Annotated in this window: 17 protein-coding genes; 3 read left to right on the top strand and 14 right to left on the bottom strand. The window is 59.5% G+C overall.

Features of this window, described 5'->3' with window-relative positions; genetic code table 11:
- The first annotated feature begins 69 nt into the window (after nt 1-69).
- Nucleotides 70-1,428, top strand: coding sequence for an esterase-like activity of phytase family protein (locus UR289_RS11895; RefSeq protein WP_320710218.1), 1,359 nt, complete (start codon nt 70-72; stop codon nt 1,426-1,428).
- A 429-nt stretch (nt 1,429-1,857) separates the two neighbouring features.
- Here UR289_RS11895 and yjiA read toward each other — a convergent pair whose 3' ends face one another.
- From yjiA to hpaG, 14 genes are all read right to left on the bottom strand, one after another.
- Nucleotides 1,858-2,811, bottom strand: a complete 954-nt coding sequence (gene yjiA, locus UR289_RS11900) for a GTPase (RefSeq protein WP_320710220.1) — start codon at nt 2,809-2,811, stop codon at nt 1,858-1,860.
- Nucleotides 2,812-2,821: 10 nt separating this feature from the next.
- The gene (locus UR289_RS11905) at nt 2,822-3,025 is read right to left on the bottom strand and encodes a YbdD/YjiX family protein (protein ID WP_003856610.1); all 204 of its coding nucleotides are present in this window, start codon (nt 3,023-3,025) and stop codon (nt 2,822-2,824) included.
- 100 nt (nt 3,026-3,125) lie between these two features.
- Nucleotides 3,126-5,279, bottom strand: a complete 2,154-nt coding sequence (locus UR289_RS11910) for a carbon starvation CstA family protein (RefSeq protein WP_047346241.1) — start codon at nt 5,277-5,279, stop codon at nt 3,126-3,128.
- Between the two features lie 191 nt (nt 5,280-5,470).
- Nucleotides 5,471-6,388: a helix-turn-helix transcriptional regulator gene (locus UR289_RS11915; RefSeq protein ID WP_320710223.1), complete on the bottom strand. Its 918-nt coding sequence runs from the start codon at nt 6,386-6,388 to the stop codon at nt 5,471-5,473.
- A gap of 179 nt (nt 6,389-6,567) precedes the next feature.
- Nucleotides 6,568-7,080 carry a 4-hydroxyphenylacetate 3-monooxygenase reductase subunit gene (locus UR289_RS11920; RefSeq protein WP_047173281.1) on the bottom strand — a complete coding sequence of 171 codons (513 nt, stop codon included), beginning with the start codon at nt 7,078-7,080 and terminating at the stop codon, nt 6,568-6,570.
- Between the two features lie 17 nt (nt 7,081-7,097).
- Nucleotides 7,098-8,660, bottom strand: a complete 1,563-nt coding sequence (gene hpaB, locus UR289_RS11925; RefSeq protein ID WP_033144556.1) for a 4-hydroxyphenylacetate 3-monooxygenase, oxygenase component — start codon at nt 8,658-8,660, stop codon at nt 7,098-7,100.
- 177 nt (nt 8,661-8,837) lie between these two features.
- The gene (gene hpaA / locus UR289_RS11930; protein ID WP_033144557.1) at nt 8,838-9,758 is read right to left on the bottom strand and encodes a 4-hydroxyphenylacetate catabolism regulatory protein HpaA; all 921 of its coding nucleotides are present in this window, start codon (nt 9,756-9,758) and stop codon (nt 8,838-8,840) included.
- Between the two features lie 9 nt (nt 9,759-9,767).
- The gene (gene hpaX / locus UR289_RS11935; RefSeq protein WP_320710226.1) at nt 9,768-11,120 is read right to left on the bottom strand and encodes a 4-hydroxyphenylacetate permease; all 1,353 of its coding nucleotides are present in this window, start codon (nt 11,118-11,120) and stop codon (nt 9,768-9,770) included.
- A gap of 21 nt (nt 11,121-11,141) precedes the next feature.
- Nucleotides 11,142-11,939, bottom strand: coding sequence for a 4-hydroxy-2-oxoheptanedioate aldolase (gene hpaI, locus UR289_RS11940; protein ID WP_033144559.1), 798 nt, complete (start codon nt 11,937-11,939; stop codon nt 11,142-11,144).
- Nucleotides 11,940-11,949: 10 nt separating this feature from the next.
- A complete protein-coding gene (gene hpaH, locus UR289_RS11945; RefSeq protein ID WP_214538736.1) occupies nt 11,950-12,753 on the bottom strand; it encodes a 2-oxo-hept-4-ene-1,7-dioate hydratase in 804 nt (267 codons plus the stop codon).
- A 122-nt stretch (nt 12,754-12,875) separates the two neighbouring features.
- Nucleotides 12,876-13,256 (bottom strand): 5-carboxymethyl-2-hydroxymuconate Delta-isomerase, encoded by a 381-nt coding sequence (locus UR289_RS11950; protein WP_214538735.1) that lies wholly within the window; start codon nt 13,254-13,256, stop codon nt 12,876-12,878.
- A 9-nt stretch (nt 13,257-13,265) separates the two neighbouring features.
- Nucleotides 13,266-14,117 carry a 3,4-dihydroxyphenylacetate 2,3-dioxygenase gene (gene hpaD / locus UR289_RS11955; RefSeq protein WP_211438475.1) on the bottom strand — a complete coding sequence of 284 codons (852 nt, stop codon included), beginning with the start codon at nt 14,115-14,117 and terminating at the stop codon, nt 13,266-13,268.
- Between the two features lie 2 nt (nt 14,118-14,119).
- The gene (gene hpaE / locus UR289_RS11960; RefSeq protein WP_045888121.1) at nt 14,120-15,586 is read right to left on the bottom strand and encodes a 5-carboxymethyl-2-hydroxymuconate semialdehyde dehydrogenase; all 1,467 of its coding nucleotides are present in this window, start codon (nt 15,584-15,586) and stop codon (nt 14,120-14,122) included.
- Nucleotides 15,583-16,860, bottom strand: coding sequence for a 4-hydroxyphenylacetate degradation bifunctional isomerase/decarboxylase (gene hpaG / locus UR289_RS11965; protein ID WP_320710228.1), 1,278 nt, complete (start codon nt 16,858-16,860; stop codon nt 15,583-15,585). Before hpaG ends, hpaE begins: the two co-directional genes overlap by 4 nt.
- A 271-nt stretch (nt 16,861-17,131) precedes the next feature.
- Here hpaG and hpaR point away from each other — a divergent pair, with 271 nt between their 5' ends.
- Together hpaR and tsr are read left to right on the top strand one after the other, a co-directional pair.
- Nucleotides 17,132-17,572, top strand: coding sequence for a homoprotocatechuate degradation operon regulator HpaR (gene hpaR / locus UR289_RS11970; RefSeq protein WP_182072977.1), 441 nt, complete (start codon nt 17,132-17,134; stop codon nt 17,570-17,572).
- 83 nt (nt 17,573-17,655) lie between these two features.
- Nucleotides 17,656-19,320, top strand: a complete 1,665-nt coding sequence (tsr, locus tag UR289_RS11975) for a methyl-accepting chemotaxis protein (RefSeq protein WP_033146482.1) — start codon at nt 17,656-17,658, stop codon at nt 19,318-19,320.
- Nucleotides 19,321-19,359: the final 39 nt, after the last annotated feature.

A 19,359-nucleotide genomic window follows, 5' to 3' on the forward strand; every position in this document is an offset into this window, starting at 1 on the left:
CCTTCCATGTCATTTTTCTGACACGTTTATTCTTTACGTTGTTGGCTTCACTAACTGGATGCTAACAATATGAAAAGAAAAATTATTCCTGTGCTAATCGGCTGTGCGCTCTCTTTCTCTGGCCTGGCGGCGCAGCCTACTGCTGAGCGCTATGTCGTCAGCTTCCCTGAAGGCTCCCACGTGAGCTACAGCGGCGCGTTTGCCAGCGCGTTTCCGAACGGACTACCCGTGGGCATTGGCTCCGGCCTGCTGTTTACGGGCAAGCAGGGCGACGCCCTGACCTTTGCGACCGTGACCGATCGCGGTCCAAACGCCGATGCGCCAAAAATGGGTAAAAACGAAGCCAAAATATTTGTCACACCTGATTTCGCGCCGCTGCTGATGACCATCCGCGTTCAGAACGGCAAAGCGGAGGCTGTCGACGCCCGCCCGCTGCATGATGATAAAGGCGAGATCAACGGTCTGCCGCTGCAAAGCGGCGTGATTGGCTCCACCAATGAAGTGGCGTTCAGCGACACCCTCAAGATCCTGAAGGGTGACAACCGTGGGCTAGACACGGAAGGCATCACCCCGGACGGCAAAGGCGGCTACTGGCTGTGCGACGAATATGGCCCGTTCCTGATTAACGTCGACAGCAAAGGGAAGATCCTGGCGATCCACGGGCCGCAGGCCGCGGAAGGGGAGAAATCCATCGCGGGCGGCCTGCCAAACATCATCAAATGGCGCCAGGCGAACCGGGGCTTTGAAGGCCTGACCCGGATGCCGGACGGGCGGATTATCGCCGCCGTGCAAAGCACGCTGGATATTGACGGCAAGAGCAAAAAGCAGGCGCTGTTTACGCGTCTGGTGAGCTTCGACCCGGCGACCGGGAAAACGGCGATGTACGGTTACCCTATCGACAGCGCGGCCTACAGCAAAAACAGCGACGCCAAAATCGGCGACATCGTGGCGCTCGATGACCAGCACATCCTGCTGATTGAGCAGGGAAGCGATAAAAACGACGGGATGCGTAACCTGATTTACAAGGTGGATCTCAGCAAGGCGAGCGACCTGACCACCTTCGACAAGCCGGGCGAATACCCGGAGTTTGATGATGAGAAAACCCTGGCGCAGCGCGGCATTACCCTTGCGGCTAAAACGCAGGTCGTCGATCTGCGCGCGCTGGGCTGGCAGCAGGAGAAGGCCGAAGGGCTGGCGCTGATCGACAGCAAAACGCTTGCGGTAGCGAACGATAACGACTTTGGCGTGAAGGTGGCGATGCAAAACCCGGTCGAGGGCAAGAAGCTCAAGGATTATCGGGTGAACGCGGAAGGCAAGCTGACGCTGGATGATAAGCCGGTGGAAACCACGCTCGGCGTGAAGCCGCTGAAGAAGCCGGAGTCGGACAGCGAGCTGTGGATTGTGACCCTGCCGGAGGCGGTGAAATAAGTATCCCCACAAAATAATGCCTGCACAGACGCCCCCTCTCCCTTGAGGGAGAGGGCTGGGGTGAGGGGGAACATACGGCTCTAGTGGTCATTCCGTTCACTTCATGTTCCTTGCTACTCTGTAACGGCATGACCGGTGAACGTGCCAGGGTGGCTCAATCGCCACCACCCTGGCGACCCGGGCTCCCGGCGGTAAATCGCCGCTTCGCGGTGCCCTCAGCTTATTCCTTCAGGCTATCGGGTCGGGCATGAGCCTGCATCCCTGCAGGCCACGCCCTCTCGGCGCATCCCTGCGCCTCGCCCCGGCCTTACGGAAACGCTTCGGCGATTTACAGCCGGACCAGGGCGTCGCTGTAAGTCATTAATTAACCTGAAGCAACGTTCATCGCTTCAGGTTAATAAATTACTGGGCAGAGGGGATGCATGGCTGTTATTTCTTCAGCCCCGCAAACGCCGCCCGAATCTCTTCTTCCGGGAGTTGGATACCGATAAACACCATCACGCTGTGCGGCGCTTCATCGCCCCAGGGTCTGTCCCAGTCTGCGCTGTACAGGCGCTGCACGCCCTGGAACAGCAGGCGGTTCGGCTCGCCGTCAATCCACAGCATTCCTTTGTAGCGCAGCAGCTTGTCGGCAAACGACAGCAGCAGGTTTTCCATCACGCGCGAAACCTCGCCGATGTCCACCGGGTAGTCCAGCTCCACCACTATCGACGCCACGTCGTTTTGCCTGTCTCCCATAAAGTGGAAGCGCGGTTTTGCGGTGACGTTCTCTTCCAGCATAAAGCCGTTGGTGTTGAACAGCTGAGACAGATCGAGGTCGCCATTCGTCACCGTATAAATCGGCGCGCGGGAGTTAATGCGCGTCAGGCGCTCACGCAGCTTAACGCTTTCGCCCGCCACGTCGGTTTTGGTCAGCAGGATGCGGTCGGCGTAGCCCACCTGAGACTGGGCGATGGTGAACTGGTTCATCTGCTCGTCGGCGTGGACCGCATCGACGAGGGCAATGACGCCGTCCAGCAGGTAGCGCTGGCAGAGGATCTCGTGAGAGAAAAAGGTCTGAATAATCGGGCCGGGGTCGGCCATGCCGGTGCACTCGATCACCAGGCGGTCAAAGTCGATCTCGCCGCGATCGCGGCTGTCGAGCAGGTCCAGCAGGGCGTCTTCTAATTCGTTAGAGCGGGTGCAGCAGATGCAGCCGTTGGTCAGAGTTTTGATCTGGGTGGCGCGATCGCCGATCAATTGATCGTCAACGGAGACCTCGCCGAATTCGTTTTCGATGACGGCGATTTTGAAGCCGTGCTGTTCGTTCAGGATGTGGCGCAGCAGGGTGGTTTTACCGGCGCCGAGGAAACCGGTCAGCAGGGTAACGGCAATCGGGGTCATGGTCTCTCCTTTAGCAGCAGCGAACGCCGCCTTCTCCACTTCCGCCGTAGCGCGCTTCCTGGCGCTCGCGGAAGAATTCGGTGTAGGTCATGTACGGCTTATCCGGATGGTTGGTCTTCATATGCTCAACGTAGTTGTCGTAGTCCGGAATGCCAATCAGCATTTTCGCCGCCTGACCGAGGTATTTTTTTGCTTCGCCTAAGTTACCAAACATTGTGGGTTCCAGACAGAAAAAGCCCGGCGATGTGAGTCCGCTGGGCTTATGTTCCCCTCACCCCAGCCCTCTCCCAAAGGGAGAGGGGGAGGATTGCGGATTAATGGTGTGAAGAGGTCTTCACGCCGCCTTCCGGCACCGGCACGTACGGGGTTTCTTTATCCGTACGGCCGTCGGCGTTGCGCACTTTCAGCCAGGTTTTGATGCCGTAGAAGATGATGCTGTACACCACCACCAGGAACAGAATGCTCAGACCCGCGTTGGTGTAGTTGTTCACCACGATATGGTTCATGTTGGCAATCTGCTGCGCGGTCAGGTCCGCGCCGCCTGCGGCAATCTTCTCTTTGTACTGGTTAGCCATGAAGAAGAAGCCTTCCAGCTGCGGGTTGGCGCTGAACAGCTTCAGGCCAAGCGCCCAGGTGGTGCAGAGCAGCAGCCACAGCGCAGGAACAACGGTTACCCAGATGTATTTGGTGCGCTTCATCTTCACGAGGACCACGGTACCGAGCACCAGAGCAACGGCTGCGAGCATCTGGTTAGAGATACCGAACAGCGGCCACAGGCTCTTCACGCCGCCGAGCGGGTCGACAACGCCCTGATACAGCAGGTAGCCCCAGAGGCCTACGCAGCCCGCAGTACCCAGAATGCCCGCCACCAGAGAGTCGGTTTTCTTCAGGAACGGCACGAAGTTACCGAGCAGGTCCTGCAGCATGAAGCGGCCCGCACGGGTACCGGCGTCCAGCGCGGTCAGGATGAACAGCGCTTCGAACAGAATACCGAAGTGGTACCAGAAGCCCATGTCCGCCCACGGCAGCACCTTGTGGAACACGTGTGCGATACCGACGGCCAGCGTCGGCGCGCCACCGGCGCGGTTCAGCACGGACGGTTCGCCGATGTCCTTCGCGGTTTGCATGATCTGCTCAGGCGAAATCACGAAGCCCCAGGAGCTGACGGTCGCCGCCGCGTGTGCGCTCGCGTCCTTCAGCTGCGCCATAATCAGCGCCGCGTTGTCACCGCCCATCTCGTGCAGGTTTGGCATGGTGATGCCGAGGCCCGCAGGCGGGGTGTTCATCGCGAAGTAGAGACCCGGTTCGATGATAGACGCGGCAACCAGCGCCATGATCGCCACGAAGGACTCCATCAGCATCGCGCCGTAGCCGATCAGACGCGCGTCTTTCTCGTTCGCCAGCAGTTTAGGCGTGGTACCGGAGGCAATCAGGGCGTGGAAGCCGGAGACCGCACCGCAGGCGATGGTGATGAACAGGAACGGGAACAGGGCGCCTTTCCACAGCGGGCCGGTACCGTCGATGTACTGGGTTACCGCAGGCATTTTCAGGTCCGGGTTAATCACCAGGATACCGATCGCCAGACCGACGATAACGCCGATTTTGAGGAAGGTCGCGAGGTAGTCACGCGGGGCCAGAATCAGCCAGACCGGCAGCAGCGCGGAGATAAACGCATAGCCAATCAGCGCGAAGGTAATGGTAGTGTCCTTGAAGGTCAGCGCCGGGCCCCAGTACGGGTCGTGCGCAATCACGCCGCCGAAGTAGATGGAGGCCACCAGCAGTACGATACCAATCACCGACACTTCGCCCACGCGTCCCGGTCTCAGGAAGCGCATGTAGATCCCCATGAACAGCGCAATCGGCACGGTTGAGCAGACGGTGAAGACACCCCACGGGCTTTCGGCCAGCGCTTTCACCACGATCAGGGCCAGCACCGCGAGGATGATGATCATAATCAGGAAGCAGCCGAACAGGGCGATCGTCCCCGGCACGCGGCCCATCTCTTCTTTGACCATCTCACCCAGAGAGGCCCCGTTACGGCGAGAAGAGATAAACAGCACCATAAAGTCCTGCACCGCACCCGCCAGCACTACGCCGGCGAGCAGCCACAGGGTACCCGGCAGGTAGCCCATCTGCGCGGCCAGCACCGGGCCCACCAGCGGGCCTGCGCCAGCGATAGCGGCAAAGTGGTGACCAAACAGCACGTAGCGGTTGGTTGGCACGTAGTTCAGGCCGTCATTGTTAATGACCGCCGGGGTGGCGCGCGTCGGGTCGAGCTTCATGACCTTCTGCGCGATGTACAAGCTGTAGTAGCGATAAGCAACAAGATAGACGGAAACCGACGCGACCACGATCCACAGGGCGCTTACGTGTTCGCCCCGGCGTAATGCGACAACCGCCAGACAGAAAGCGCCGAGGATCCCGAGTAAGGCCCAGGGCACGTGCTTCAGTAGTTTTTTAGTATCCATAGTAAGACCTGGTTTTTTATGTAAAGAAAAAAGGGTCAGGGTTCGTTGTGAGGAGGTATTGATTAATGCTGGAGCGATCGTGCCAGATCCTCGCGCGTGTAAAGGACGGTAAATGAATGAGTGGTTGAAAGTGCCGGGTGAGCGGTCAAAGGGGGCGACGAGCGGTTCCGGCTCGCCGCCAGGGGGCGAAATTATGTGATTGAGATCACTTGATTATTCGGATTACGCTCCACCGCCAGATAGTTCTCCAGCGTTCTAATCAGTTTTTCCTTCAGCCAGTTCGGTTCCAGAATCTGAATATGGGGCAGCCAGTAGAACAGCAGCGGCAGGATCTGGTTCTCGTGCGCCGCCTGGCAGCGCAGCGTGACGCCGCCCTGCTGCTCCTCCAGCAGCTCCTGTTCCGGCAGAAGATCGCGGCGCAGGAAGTAATGTGAAATATTATCTTTGATAAATATTTTCACCGCGAAAGTATTTTCAGACACCCAGGGATCGAGGCTTTTCTCCAGCAGCTCAAGGACATTTTCTTCGGGCGTAAAGGTCGTTTTCTGAATATCAAACCAGCTAATCTGGCTCAATGAGAAGGATTTCAGGCGGCTATTTTCGGTGGCTTGTAAATACCATATATTTTTTTTGTTAATGAGTTTATAGGGATTAATCAGACGGGTTTTTCCCTTATAAACGATTTGACAAACATTATGGTTTTTAATCGATCTCTCGATTTTCGTTAAATGACGGCGAATATCACGTTCTACCGTGTGTTCTGCCTCATTTCCAAGAATGAGAATATGGTTTTCGTCAACGCGCGTTTCAAGCTTTGTCCAGAATTCCATATTTCTTTCAGGGAAAAAGCTGTCAGCATTCAGGAAGTTAGCAAGGGTGTGATGTAAGCCTTGTCCGCCGGGTGATTGCGCAGAATGGATCAGCCGATATAGCCCGTTACCGGTATGCTCAACAATGGGAGAGAGGGCATTTAAATCCCGGTAGACGGTACGCTCGGTAATTTTAAATTTTTCCATTAGCGCACTGCGGTTTACCACACCGTTTAAATGTAGCTCAACCAGAATATCGACCAGACGTTCAGCCGAGCGGCTCCGCGTCGTTTTAGCCATAAGGTCATCCTGTATATTTAGGTATGCGCTGAATGATGCGGATGCACTGACAAAGGGTGTCAGTATTCAGTCACAGAAAATTTCTCTTATGGGTATATAACGGCGTGATTTAGCGGAAACCTTAGGAGTTTTTGTAGAAAGCGGCGCTGGCCGAAGAAAAAGGCCAGCGCGAGGGGGGATCACACGGCGGCTTCCGCCTCCAGCATGACCGGATGGAAACGGCGCTTGAAGTAGATCAGACCGTGTCCCGCGTCACTCAGAATAATGTTCTTAACTTCAACAAGGTAGACAAGATGCGTGCCGATGGTTTGCACCTGGCTAATCTCGCCCTCAAGGCTGGCGAGCGCGCCCTTGAGCACCGGCTGCGCCAGCGGTCCTTTCTGCCAGCAGGAGAGGGCAAAGCGCTCCTCCATCGTCATACCGGTCATCCCGGCGAAATGGCGAGCCATGATCTCCTGTTCGTGGTTCAGCACGTTAACGCACAGCCTGCCGTTGCCCTGAAATACCGGGTTCATGGCGCTGTTGGCGTTGATGCACACCATAACCGACGGCGGGGTGTCCGTGACCGAACAGACGGCGGTGGCGGTAATGCCGCAGCGGCCCGCCTCGCCCTCGGTGGTGATCACATTAACCGCCGCCGACAGGCTGCTCATTGCGTCGCGAAAACGCAGGCGTTGTTCATCTGAATGCATTGCAACCTCCCGCTGCGCTATTTCAGCAGCTTGTCGAGCATGTTGATATCGCTGTTGTTGTGCAGGTGCGGCACCGTCCAGCCGTGCTGGTCGTATTCGGACATGCAGCGGTCGACCATCGCCATCATTTTGTCCATGTTGCCAGAGCTCTGCGCCTGGCGCAGACACTGCAGGCGGATCTCATCCTGGCTGCCGGAGTAGTTGATTTCGTACAGCTCGTGACGGCCGCCAAACTCGCTGCCGATGGCGTCCCACATCAGCTTCAAAATCTTGATGCGTTCGACGTGATCCATGCCGTTGGAGCCGCGCACGTACTTCGCCAGATACTGGTCGATCTGCGGGTTGTTCAGATCCCGGGCGCTGGACGGCAGGTAGATCAGCCCGGACGTCACGTTACGCTCGATGATGTTCTTGATCTTCGCGTAGGCCATCGGCGCCATCACGCGGTAGGTTTGTAGCGCGGCGTGATCCGGCAGATACGCGCCGTTGACCCACGGGGTGGCTTCGGAGCACATGGAGTCACTCAGCGCCCAGAACATGTTGCGCCAGGCCACCACTTCGCCGAGATCCGCCTGCACGCCGCGGAACTCCAGGGTGCCGGTGCACTCCAGGGATTTCTTCAGCAGGGCGGTGATGAAGTCGAGCTTCACCGCCAGGCGAACGCAGGCCTGCAGCGGGTACATCCGCGCAAAGCCGCCTTCCATCGTCCAGCGACGGCAGCGGTCGAAATCGCGGTAGATCAGCACGTTTTCCCACGGGATCAGCACATGATCCATCACCAGGATCGCGTCGTTCTCGTCGAAGCGGCTGGAGAGCGGGTAGTCGTACGGGGATCCGGTTGCGCCTGCCACCATCTCGTAAGAGGCGCGGGAGATCAGCTTCACGCCTTCGGCATCCATCGGCGCGACGAACATCAGCGCGAAGTCCGGGTTTTCGCCCATCACCTGCGCGGAGCCGAAGCCGATCATGTTGTAGTGGGTCAGCGCCGAGTTGGTTGCCACCACTTTCGCGCCGCTGACGATAATCCCGGCGTCGGTCTCTTTCTCCAGCTTGATGTAGACGTCTTTCACCTCGTCCGCCGGCTTGTGGCGGTCGATCGGCGGGTTAACGATGGCGTGGTTGAAGTACAGGCCGGTTTCCTGAATGCGGGTGTACCAGTTGCGGGCGTTCTGTTCGAACTGGCCGTAGAAGGCCGGGTTGGCGCCGAGCGCGCAGCCGAACGCGGCTTTGTAGTCCGGCGTGCGGCCCATCCAGCCGTAGCTCAGGCGCGACCACTCGGCGATGGCGTCGCGCTGCTGGCGCAGGTCGTCGGCGCTTTTCGCCACGCGGAAGAACTTGTGGGTATAGCCGCCGCTGCCGGTGTCGGTGCCCCAACAGAGCGTGTCCTGCATCTCCGGCTTGTGCAGCGCGTCGTACATCTGTGCGATGGAGGCCGCCGCGTTGCGAAACGCCGGATGGGTGGTGACGTCTTTGACGCGCTCGCCGTAGATATAAATCTCACGGCCGTCCTGCAGGCTTTTTAAATACTCTTCGCCGGTTAACGGACGTTTGGCATCAGCGCGGAAATCTTCAGGCTTCATAGGGACCTCGTATCGGAATAAGGTTGTTAAATTTATGTTTTGTTTTTGTTGTTTAATTGAAGCCTGAGAGGGGCGGAACGTGAAGGGACGATTGGGACAACGGCGGGTACTTTTCGCGAGAGATCGCAGAGTGTGATTTCCCTCACCCTAACCCTCTCCCAAAGGGAGAGGGGACGGTTACTCCCTCTCCCTTTGGGAGAGGGGAACAGGCGACACCGGTACTTTCTGCGCCCGATACGCGCTAGGCGAGCATCCCACTAAGCGATTAAAAAACCGGGCAAAATAGGCCGGGTCCTTAAACCCCAGCTGCCAGGCAATGTCGCTGACCGCGCTGTCGGAGAAGAGCAGCAGCCGCCTGGCTTCCCGCAGCTGGCGGTCGAAGATCAGCCGCTTCGGCGGGCGGTTGGCGAAGCGGCGGCAGATATCGGTCAGGCGGGATTCGGTCAGGTGCAGCTCGCTGGCGTATTCCGGTACCGTCCAGTGCTGGTGGTAGTGGGCATCTATCAGCTGGGTAAAGCGCTGGAACAGCTTAAGCTCGCCGCGCATGCCGCCCGAAGCGTGGTCGTCGAGCTTCGCGTTGCGCAGCAGCAGGGTAAACACCGCCTGCGCCAGCAGGACCAGAGTATGTTCGCGCCCCGGCAGCTGTTCCGTGGATTCCCGGGCGATAAGCTGCCAGTAGTGCTTCAGCGCCGCCAGCTCGTCCGGCCTGTCGGCCAGCGAGAGGCAGATCCCCGGCAGGCCAAACGCTTCCCGCGTGCCGGGGTAGAGCACCTCCAGCAGCGGCCAGATCAGATCCTCGCGCACCGTCAGCACGTGTCCGTCGCTGTCGGATTCGGTGATAAACGCGTGCGGCACCGACGGCGGCGTGAGGACGAACAGCGGAGCCTGCACCGAGTAGCGGTGATCGTCGAGCTGGAGTTCAATCTGCCCGGTATCGAGAAAGTGCATCTGAAAATACTGGTCGTGACGGTGCGCCTGCATGTCGCGGCCAAAAAAGGCCGCCATGCGCGCGAACGACTGGTAGTGCACATCGTCGGTGCCCAGACTTTCGTCGTACTCCTTGCTGATGTCGATGTTGGTAATGGGGCTCTGGCACATGGCGGCTCCCTAGTGGATCTTATGCGCCGCGACGCCCGGCTCGCGCTCAAGGCTTTCGCGCTGCGTCATCGGAATGCGCGTCAGCACCAGCGCGCCGACCACCAGCAGCCCGGCCACAAACCACAGTCCGGAGCTGAAGCTGCCGGTCGCGTCGCGCAGGATCCCAATCAGCAATGGGCTGACGGCGGATCCGACGTTGCCGATGGCGTTGATCACCGCCAGCGCCACCGCGCGGGACTGCAGGCTAATCACCCGATCCGGCGTGGTCCAGAATATCGCCATGGCGGTAAAGGATCCGGTTGAGGCCATAATGATGCCAAGCAGCTGGATCAGGCTGTGATCGGTGGCCGAGGCCAGCATCCATCCCGCCGCGGCGAACAGGTACGGCAGGATGGTGTGCTTTTTTCGCTCTTTCAGCCTGTCGGAGCGTCGGCTCCACCAGATCATCCCGAGAATGGTGCAAAACTGCGGGATCGCCGCCAGCAGACCGATGACGATATTGCTGCTCCCCGTGTTGAAGCTTTGCAGGATCTGCGGCGTCCAGATGTTGATGGCGCTGAGCGTGTTGGTCAGGCAGAAGTAGGCCAGCGTGTAGAGCAGCACCGCCGGGGTCAGCACTTCGCGCAGCGTCGATCGCGGCGTGACGGACTGTGCAATGGCGACCTCCTGCTCGCGGGCGATCATCGTTTTCAGCGCCTGCTTTTCGTCGTCGTCGAGCCAGGTAGCTTGATCCGGCGTGTCGTTGAGGTAAAACCAGGTCACCACGCCGAGCACCACCGACGGCAGCCCCTCCAGCAGGAACAGCCACTGCCAGCCCTTCAGGTTCCACAGCCCATCCATCGCCAGAATGTAGCCGGAGAGGATCGAGCCGAGCATCATGGTCACCGGCATGGCGATCATAAACAGCGCGTTGGCGCGGGCGCGGTGATAGGCCGGGAACCACCATGTGAGGTAGACCAAAATCCCCGGCAGGAAGCCCGCTTCGGCAATGCCCACCAGCATGCGCAGAACGTAGAGCGTTTCAGGGCTGGTGGCAAACATGGTGCAGGTGGAGGCGATGCCCCACACCACCATGATCCCGGCGATCCAGCGCCGCGCGCCGATCTTCGCCAGCATGATGTTGCTCGGGATCCCGCACAGCACGTAGGTGACGTAAAACAGCGTCGCGGCCAGGCCAAACATGGTCGACGTGAGGCCCAGATCTTTGCCCATCGTCAGCCCGGCAAAGCCGATGTTGATACGATCGAGAAACGAAAAGACAAACAGGATAAAGAGAAAGACGATCAGGCGTCGGAACAGCTTGTTAATGGCGCGATGTTCAACAGCTTTATTATCATGGGGTTGCAGGGTAGAGGTCGTCATGGTGCGCTCCAGATCTTACGTTTAGTAGACGGATTTATTGTTATTAACTGACGTAACCGGTTGTTCGATAAAGCGTGCCGCCAGCGCTTCGGCGCCGCGGGCGAGCAGGGTGGTGTCGACGCCGACGGCGACAAACAGCGCGCCAAGCTCGAGGTAGCGTTTCGCCAGCGGCTCGTTCGCCATCAGGATGCCGGGCGCTTTGCCCGCGCTGAGGATCTGCGCGATAGCCTGCGCGATGGCGGCCTGCACCTCCGGGTGCTGCGGATTGCCGGCAAAGCCCATGTCGGCGCTCAGATCCGCCGGGCCGATAAACACGCCGTCGACGCCTTCCACGTCCAGGATCTGCGGCAGATTTTTTAGCGCCTCGCGGGTTTCAATCTGCACCAGCACGCACATGGCGTCGTTGGCCTGCTGCAGGTAATCCGGGATGCGGTTCCAGCGCGAGGCGCGCGCCAGGGCGCTTCCGACCCCGCGAATGCCCGCGGGCGGGTAGCGGGTGGCACGTACCGCCAGCCGCGCTTCGTCGGCGTTTTGCACCATCGGCACCAGCAGGGTTTGCGCGCCCACGTCCAGCAACTGTTTTATCTGCACCGGGTCGTTCCACGACGGGCGCACCACCGGCTGGCTGGGATAGGGCGCGATGGCCTGTAATTGGGTTAACACGGTTTGCACGCTGTTCGGCGCGTGCTCGCCGTCGATCAGCAGCCAGTCGAAGCCTGCCCCGGCCAGCAGCTCGGCGCTGTAGCTGCTGGTGAGCCCCAGCCATAAACCGATTTGCGGGCGGCCCGCCTTCAGCGCCGCTTTGAATGCGTTTTGCATGGTTGTCTCCTTACACAAAGCGGCAGCTGATGGAGCCCATGTTGCCGTAGTCGACGTGGAAGGTGTCGCCTCTGCTGGCGGGCACCGGGCGGGTAAACGAGCCGCCGAGAATAATCTGGCCGGGCTCAAGCTGCACGTCGTACGGTGCCAGCTTGTTCGCCAGCCACGCCACGCCGTTCGCCGGGTGGTTAAGCACGCCTGCGGCGACGCCGGTCTCTTCGATCACGCCGTTGCGGTAGAGCAGGGCGGAGATCCAGCGCAGATCCAGCTCGTCGGGCTTAATCGGACGGCCGCCGAGGATCACCCCCGCGTTGGCGGCGTTATCGGAGATGGTGTCAAACACCTTGCGCGGGCGCTGGGTTTCCGGGTCAACGTTGTGGCAGCGGGCGTCGATCAGCTCCAGCGCGGGGATCACGTAGTCCGTAGCGTTGTAGACGTCGAAGATCGTGCAGTTCGGGCCGCGCAGCGGTTTCGCCAGCACGAAGGCCAGCTCCACTTCGATGCGCGGAACGATAAAGCGATCGACCGGAATGTCGCTTCCGTCGTGGAAAAACATGTCGTCCAGCAGCGCGCCATAGTCAGGCTCGCTAATCTGCGAGCTAGCCTGCATCGCTTTGGAGGTCAGGCCGATCTTATGGCCCTTCAGCACGCGGCCTTCGGCGATTTTCAGGCTGACCCATTCGCGCTGGACGGCGTAGGCGTCGTCGATGGTGATCGTCGGGTAGTCCAGCGAGATCGCGCGGATCTGCTCCCGGGATTGTTCCGCCTGATGCAGACGATGGGCGATCAGGGTATGGGTATGTTTGTCGAGCATGGCGATATCCTGTTTTACGTTTGTTTTCTCCCTCTCCCCGTGGGAGAGGGACGGGGTGAGGGCATCAGGCCGCAGAGATTTCCTCTCACCCTAACCCTCTCCCAAAGGGAGAGGGGACGGTATTACTTAAACAACGCGTGCACGTTGTTTTGTTTGTAATTGAGCGTCGGATGCAGCTCGTCGAGCTCGAACGACAGCGCCAGATAGCGGCTCGCCATTAGCGCCGAGAAGTGCGATTTGATCAGCGCAAACAGCATCTCCCCCACGGCTTCCCGGCTCTCCAGACTGCGCCCGGCGCCAATCTTCAGCGTCATATGCACAAAGGCGTAATCGTGCCTGCCGTCGGCCATCTGCCAGGTGTCCAGCCAGTGGGCGCGGCTGCGGATGCCGCCGATGGGGAAGATGCCCGTGGCGGCCAGCGCCTCGTTCACTTTGGCGAACAGCCCCGGCAGGTCGGCCTGCTCGCGGATGTTGTCGGTACATTCAGCAATAAAGTGCGGCATGTTGGCTCCTTACGCGGGCAGCGGGAAAACGGCGTTGACCTGGCCGGTGCCGGAGCTGGCGAACAGCTCGGTGAGGAACTCCACCCTGCCATCGTATTTGTCCCAGCCGAGCATCCCCAGCAGCATCACCGTGTCGTGCATGTTGCCCTCGCCGTAGCAGTAGTCGGCGTACTCCGGCAGCATGCTGCAAAACTCTTTGAACTGCCCCTCGCGCCACAGCTTCACCACGCGCTCGTCCATCTGGCGGTCGAACTCTCGGGTGTAGCTGTTCATCCCTTCCTCCGCGCGCTGGTCGTCGATAAAGCGGTGCGACAGCGAGCCGCTGGCGAGCACCGCCACGGTGCCGTCGTATTTTTCGATGGCGCTGACGATGGCCTCGCCCAGCCTGCGGCTGTCGGCGAAGTCGTGAACCGTGCAGAACGCCGAGATGGAGACCACTTTGAAGTGTTTATCCGCGTTCATGTAGCGCATCGGCACCAGCGTGCCGTACTCCAGCTTTAGGCTCGGGATGTTGTGCGCTTTGGCGCGCACGCCGAGCTTCACCGCCTCGTCGGCAATCAGCTGGCCGAGCGCCGGGTTGCCGTCGTAGTCGTAGGTCATGTCGCGGATAAAGTGCGGCAGCTCGTTGCTGGTGTAGACGCCCGCAAAATGGTCCGCACAGTTGATGTGGTACGCGCTGTTCACCAGCCAGTGGGTGTCGAACACGATGATGGTGTCCACGCCCAGCTCGCGGCAGCGCTTGCCGATCTCTTTATGCCCGTCGATGGCCGACTGGCGGCAGCCGTGGTTTTTCCCCGGCAGCTCGGAGAGGTACATCGACGGAACGTGAGTGATTTTTGCCGCTAACGCTAATTTACCCATGGTCAGATCCCCCACTTTGGAATCGGATGGTCGCCCATGGAGATGCAGACGTTCTTCATCTCCGCGAATACCTCGAAGCTGTACTCGCCGCCCTCGCGGCCGGTGCCGGAGGCCTTCACGCCGCCAAACGGCTGGCGCAGGTCGCGCACGTTCTGGGTGTTGACGAACACCATCCCCGCTTCGATATTCCGCGCCAGGCGCAGCACTTTGCTGACGTCCTGGGTCCAGATGTACGACGCCAGGCCGTACTCCACGTCGTTGGCCAGGCGCAGGCCTTCCGCTTCGTCCTTAAACGGCAGCAGGCAGGCCACCGGCCCGAAGATCTCCTCCTGCGCCACGCGCATGCGGTTGTCGACGTCCGCCAGCACGGTTGGTCGCAGGAAATTGCCGCCCTTCAGGTGCGCAGGCAGGTCGGTCGGTTTGTCCGGGCCGCCCGCCAGTAGGGTTGCACCCTCTTCAATGCCGAGGCGGATGTAGCCGGAGACTTTCTCCCAGTGCTGCTTGCTGATGAGTGCGCCGATCTGGGTGTTCGGATCGGTCGGGTCGCCCACGCGCAGGCGGTTGGCGCGCTCGGCAAAGCGCTTCACGAATTCCGGGTAGATGCTCTGCTGGATGAAGATGCGCGAGCCGGCGGTGCAGCGCTCGCCGTTGATGGAGAAGATGGTGAACAGGGCGGCGTCCAGCGCGCGCTCGATGTCGGCATCTTCAAAAATCAGCACCGGAGATTTGCCGCCCAGCTCCATGGAGTATTTCTTCAGCCCGGCGTTTTTCATGATGTTGCGTCCGGTGGCGGTGCCGCCGGTGAAGGAGACGGCGCGCACGTCGTGATGGCGCACCAGCGCGTCGCCTGCCGTCGCGCCGTAGCCCTGCACCACGTTGAGCACGCCCGCCGGAATGCCCGCCTCCAGCGCCAGCTCGCCCAGACGGTCGGCGGTCAGCGGGGAGAGTTCAGACATCTTCAGCACCGCGGTGTTTCCGAGTGCCAGGCACGGCGCGACCTTCCAGGTGGCGGTCATAAACGGCACGTTCCACGGCGACACCAGCGCGCAGACGCCCACCGGCTGCACCAGGGTGTAGTTGAGCATCTTGTCGTCGACCGGGTAGGTTTTGCCGTTCATCTGCTGGCACACCTCGGCGAAGAACTCGAAGTTGTGTGAGGCGCGCGGGATCAGCACGTTTTTGGTCTGGTGGATCGGCAGGCCGGTGTCGGCGGTTTCCATGGCGGCGATCTCGGGCACGTTCTGGTCGATCAGGTCACCCAGACGACGCATCAGGCGTGCGCGCTCCTTCATCGGCAGGTTGGCCCATTTCGGGAACGCCTCTTTGGCGGCAGCGACGGCCTGGTGAACTTCAGCTTCATCGCCGGCGGCGACTTCCGCTAATACCTCGCCGGAGGCCGGGTTGGTAGTGTGGAAGTACTCGCTTCCGGCGACGTTTTTACCGTTGATCCAGTGGTTAATCTTTTTCATTTTGCAGTCTCCTCGCTGACAATCCGGTTCACCAGGCGTCCCACGCCTTCCACTTCCACCACCACTTCATCGCCCGGCACCACGTCGGACAGCCCCTTCGGCGTGCCGGTGGCAATCATGTCGCCCGGCTGCAGGGTCATAAAATCGCTCAGGTACGCAATCAGGTACGGGATGCTGAAAATGAGATCGGCGGTGGTGCCTTCCTGGCGCAGCTCGCCGTTGACGAAGGTGCGCAGGGCGAGGTTGTGCGGATCGGGGATGGCTTCTTTTGGCACGATGTTTGGGGAAATGGGGGTCAGCCCGTCCCGGCTTTTCACCCTCAGGTTCGGTCGGTAGTAGTTTTCCAGGTAGTCGCGGATGGCGTAGTCGTTGCAGACCGTATAGCCCGCAACATAGTCCATCGCCTCGGCTTCGCTGACCTTACGCGCGGTTTTACCGATGACCACCACCAGCTCCGCCTCGTAGTGCATGTATTCGATATTGTTCGGGCGCACCGACGTCTGGCCGTCGCCGTTGAAGGTGTTCGGGGCTTTGATAAATACCAGCGGCTCGGTCGGCGGCTTGAAGTCCAGCTCGCTGGCGTGATCGGCATAGTTGAGACCGAGGGCAAACAGCGTGGCGTGCGGCGGCGTGCGGTGCGTGTTAGCGACGTCGCGTTCATCTACCACCGGGTTTTCCAGCGGCGGAAAACCTTCCGCCAGAATACGCACGCGATCGCCCGGGCGGATCTCAACGCGGCTTTGCGGGGTGCCGAGCAGGATCGCATCGCCGGGATTGAGGGTGGCGAACTCGCTGAGGGCGCTCAGCAGTTCGGCGGCGCTGCGCTGAAGATCGGCCGTGCTCCAGTGGTCCGCTTCGCGGCCGTTGATCTCGGTGATGATGGTCAGGTTATCCACGTTATCCACGGCGACAAGTTCGCCGAGCGGGCAAAATCCGTCCCGGCATTTGGCCTTGATGGCCGGGCGGTAGAAGCTCTCTTCCGGCAGGCTCACCTCGTTGGCGAGCGCATAGCCCGCGATGTACTCCGCGGCGTCCTCCACGCGCACCTTGCTGGCGGTTTTGCCCACGACCAGCGCCACCGTCGCGCCGCTTAATACCGTTTCCCCGTGCGGGAAGGGGATCGGCTCGCCCGCGCGAATCACCGTGTTATGCGGCTTGATAAACCACACCGCCGTTTTCGGCGGCGTGTTGTAGGGAGCTTTTTCAAAGGCCTCACGCCAGGCTTCACGCTGGCTTTGATGGTTGAGGGCGACGGCAAAAACGGTACCTTTCATTCATATACTCCTCACCCCGGTGGTCCGGGTTGTGATTTCATTAATATGTTAATGATCTGGTTTTATGCTTTTGCTGTTTATTTCGCAATCAGAAGTGAAAGATTTGTGATGTGAATAACAATAAATTTACATATAGGGTTTTATTGATAATAAAATCATATGCTTAATAAAATTGATGGGTTTCTGTTAGACTTTTTGACGGAAAACGTGTTGTTTATAAAAACATCTTTTAGGGATTGTTTACTTGTTAATGATGGGAAGGGGAAAGGCTATGCATGATTCATTAACCATCGCGCTGCTGCAGGCGCGGGAAGCGGCGATGTCGTACTTCCGCCCGATCGTGAAGCGCCATAACCTGACCGAGCAGCAGTGGCGCATTGTGCGCGTGCTGGCTGAACATCCGTCGATGGATTTTCACGATCTGGCGTTTCGCACCTGCATCCTGCGCCCGAGCCTGACGGGCATTCTGACGCGGATGGAGCGCGACGGCCTGGTGTTGCGCTTAAAGCCGGTGAACGACCAGCGCAAGCTGTACGTGTCGCTGACCAAAGAGGGGAATACGCTGTATGAACACGCCCAGGCGCAGGTCGAAGAGGCGTATCAGCAGATCGAGGCGGAATACACGCCGGAGAAGATGAAACAGCTGACGGCGCTGCTGGAAGAGTTTATTGAACTCGGAAACCGGCATAACGCAGCGCGGGAAGAAGAGTAAAAACCACAAATTCCAGGATGATTTTCGTAAAGTTTTCCCTTTCCAGGCCGAAAATTCTGTATCTGTCTGAGGAAAGAGAAAACATGTTAAACCGTATCAAGATTGTCACCAGCTTAATGCTGGTTTTAGCGATATTTGGCCTTTTACAACTCACGTCCGGTGGTCTTTTCTTTAATGCCCTTAAGAATGACAAAGAGAATTTCACCGTCCTGCAAACCATTCGCCAGCAACAATCCACGCTGAATGCCAGCTGGGTCGCGTTGCTGCAAACCCGTAATACCCTGAACCGTGCGGGTATCCGCTACATGATGGATCAGAGCAATATCGGCAGCGGCGCGACCGTTAACGATTTGATGCAAATCGCGTCTACGTCTCTGAAACAGGCGGAAAAAAACTGGGCTGCCTACGAAGCCCTGCCGCGCGATCCGCGTCAAAGCGATGCGGATGCCATGGAGATCAAGCGTAACTATGATATTTACCACGGTGCGCTGGCGGAGCTGATTCAGCTGCTGGGTGCCGGTAAAATCAACGCCTTCTTCGACCAGCCGACCCAGAGCTATCAGGACGGTTTTGAGAAGCAGTATGTGAGCTACCTGCAGCAGAACGACAAGCTGTATCAGACGGCGGTCGAAGACAGCAACAGCTCCTACAGCCAGGCTATCTGGGTGCTGATCAGCGTCCTGATTGCCGTGCTGGTGGTGATCGTGGCCGTCTGGCTCAACATCAAGCAGACGCTGATCTCTCCGCTGAATCGTCTGATCGACAACATTCGCCATATCGCCAGCGGCGACCTGGTGAAGCGCATTGAGGTTCAGGGCACCAACGAGATGGGTGAACTGGCCGACTCGCTGCGCCATATGCAGAGTGAGCTGGTGCGTACCGTCGGCGACGTGCGTAACGGCGCGAACGCGATCTACAGCGGCGCGAGCGAAATTGCGATGGGCAATAACGACCTCTCTTCCCGCACTGAACAGCAGGCCGCTTCCCTGGAAGAGACCGCTGCCAGCATGGAGCAGCTGACGGCAACCGTTAAGCAGAACGCCGAAAACGCCCGTCAGGCGAGCCACCTTGCGCTGAGCGCCTCTGAAACCGCGCAGAAAGGCGGCAAAGTGGTGGATAACGTGGTCCAGACCATGCGCGATATCGCAGGCAGTTCGCAGAAAATTGCCGACATTATCAGCGTGATCGACGGCATTGCCTTCCAGACCAACATTCTGGCACTGAACGCGGCGGTAGAAGCGGCGCGTGCGGGCGAGCAGGGCCGTGGTTTTGCGGTGGTGGCAGGTGAAGTGCGTAACCTGGCCCAGCGCAGCGCCCAGGCGGCTCGCGAAATCAAGAGCCTGATTGAAGACTCCGTGGGCCGCGTGGAAGTGGGCTCAACGCTGGTAGAAAGCGCCGGTGAAACCATGGGTGAGATCGTGAACGCGGTGACCCGCGTAACGGACATCATGGGTGAAATCGCCTCTGCGTCTGACGAGCAGAGCCGCGGTATCGACCAGGTGGGTCTGGCGGTCGCTGAGATGGATCGCGTGACCCAGCAGAACGCCTCGCTGGTAGAGGAATCTGCCGCAGCGGCGGCCGCACTGGAAGAGCAGGCGAGCCGTCTGACTCAGGCCGTAGCGGTGTTCCGCATTCAGCAGGAGCAGATGAAAGCGCGCGAGTTCGCTGCGGCTAAAGCGGTTTCCACGCCGGTGATGGCGCGTAAAACAGCGACAGCCGATTCAGGCGATAACTGGGAAACGTTCTAACCCGGTGCGTTGTGCCGGGTGGCGGCTGCGCCTTACCCG

The organism is Enterobacter sp. 302C9 (genome assembly GCF_034106085.1).
GTDB lineage: Bacteria > Pseudomonadota > Gammaproteobacteria > Enterobacterales > Enterobacteriaceae > Enterobacter > Enterobacter asburiae_B.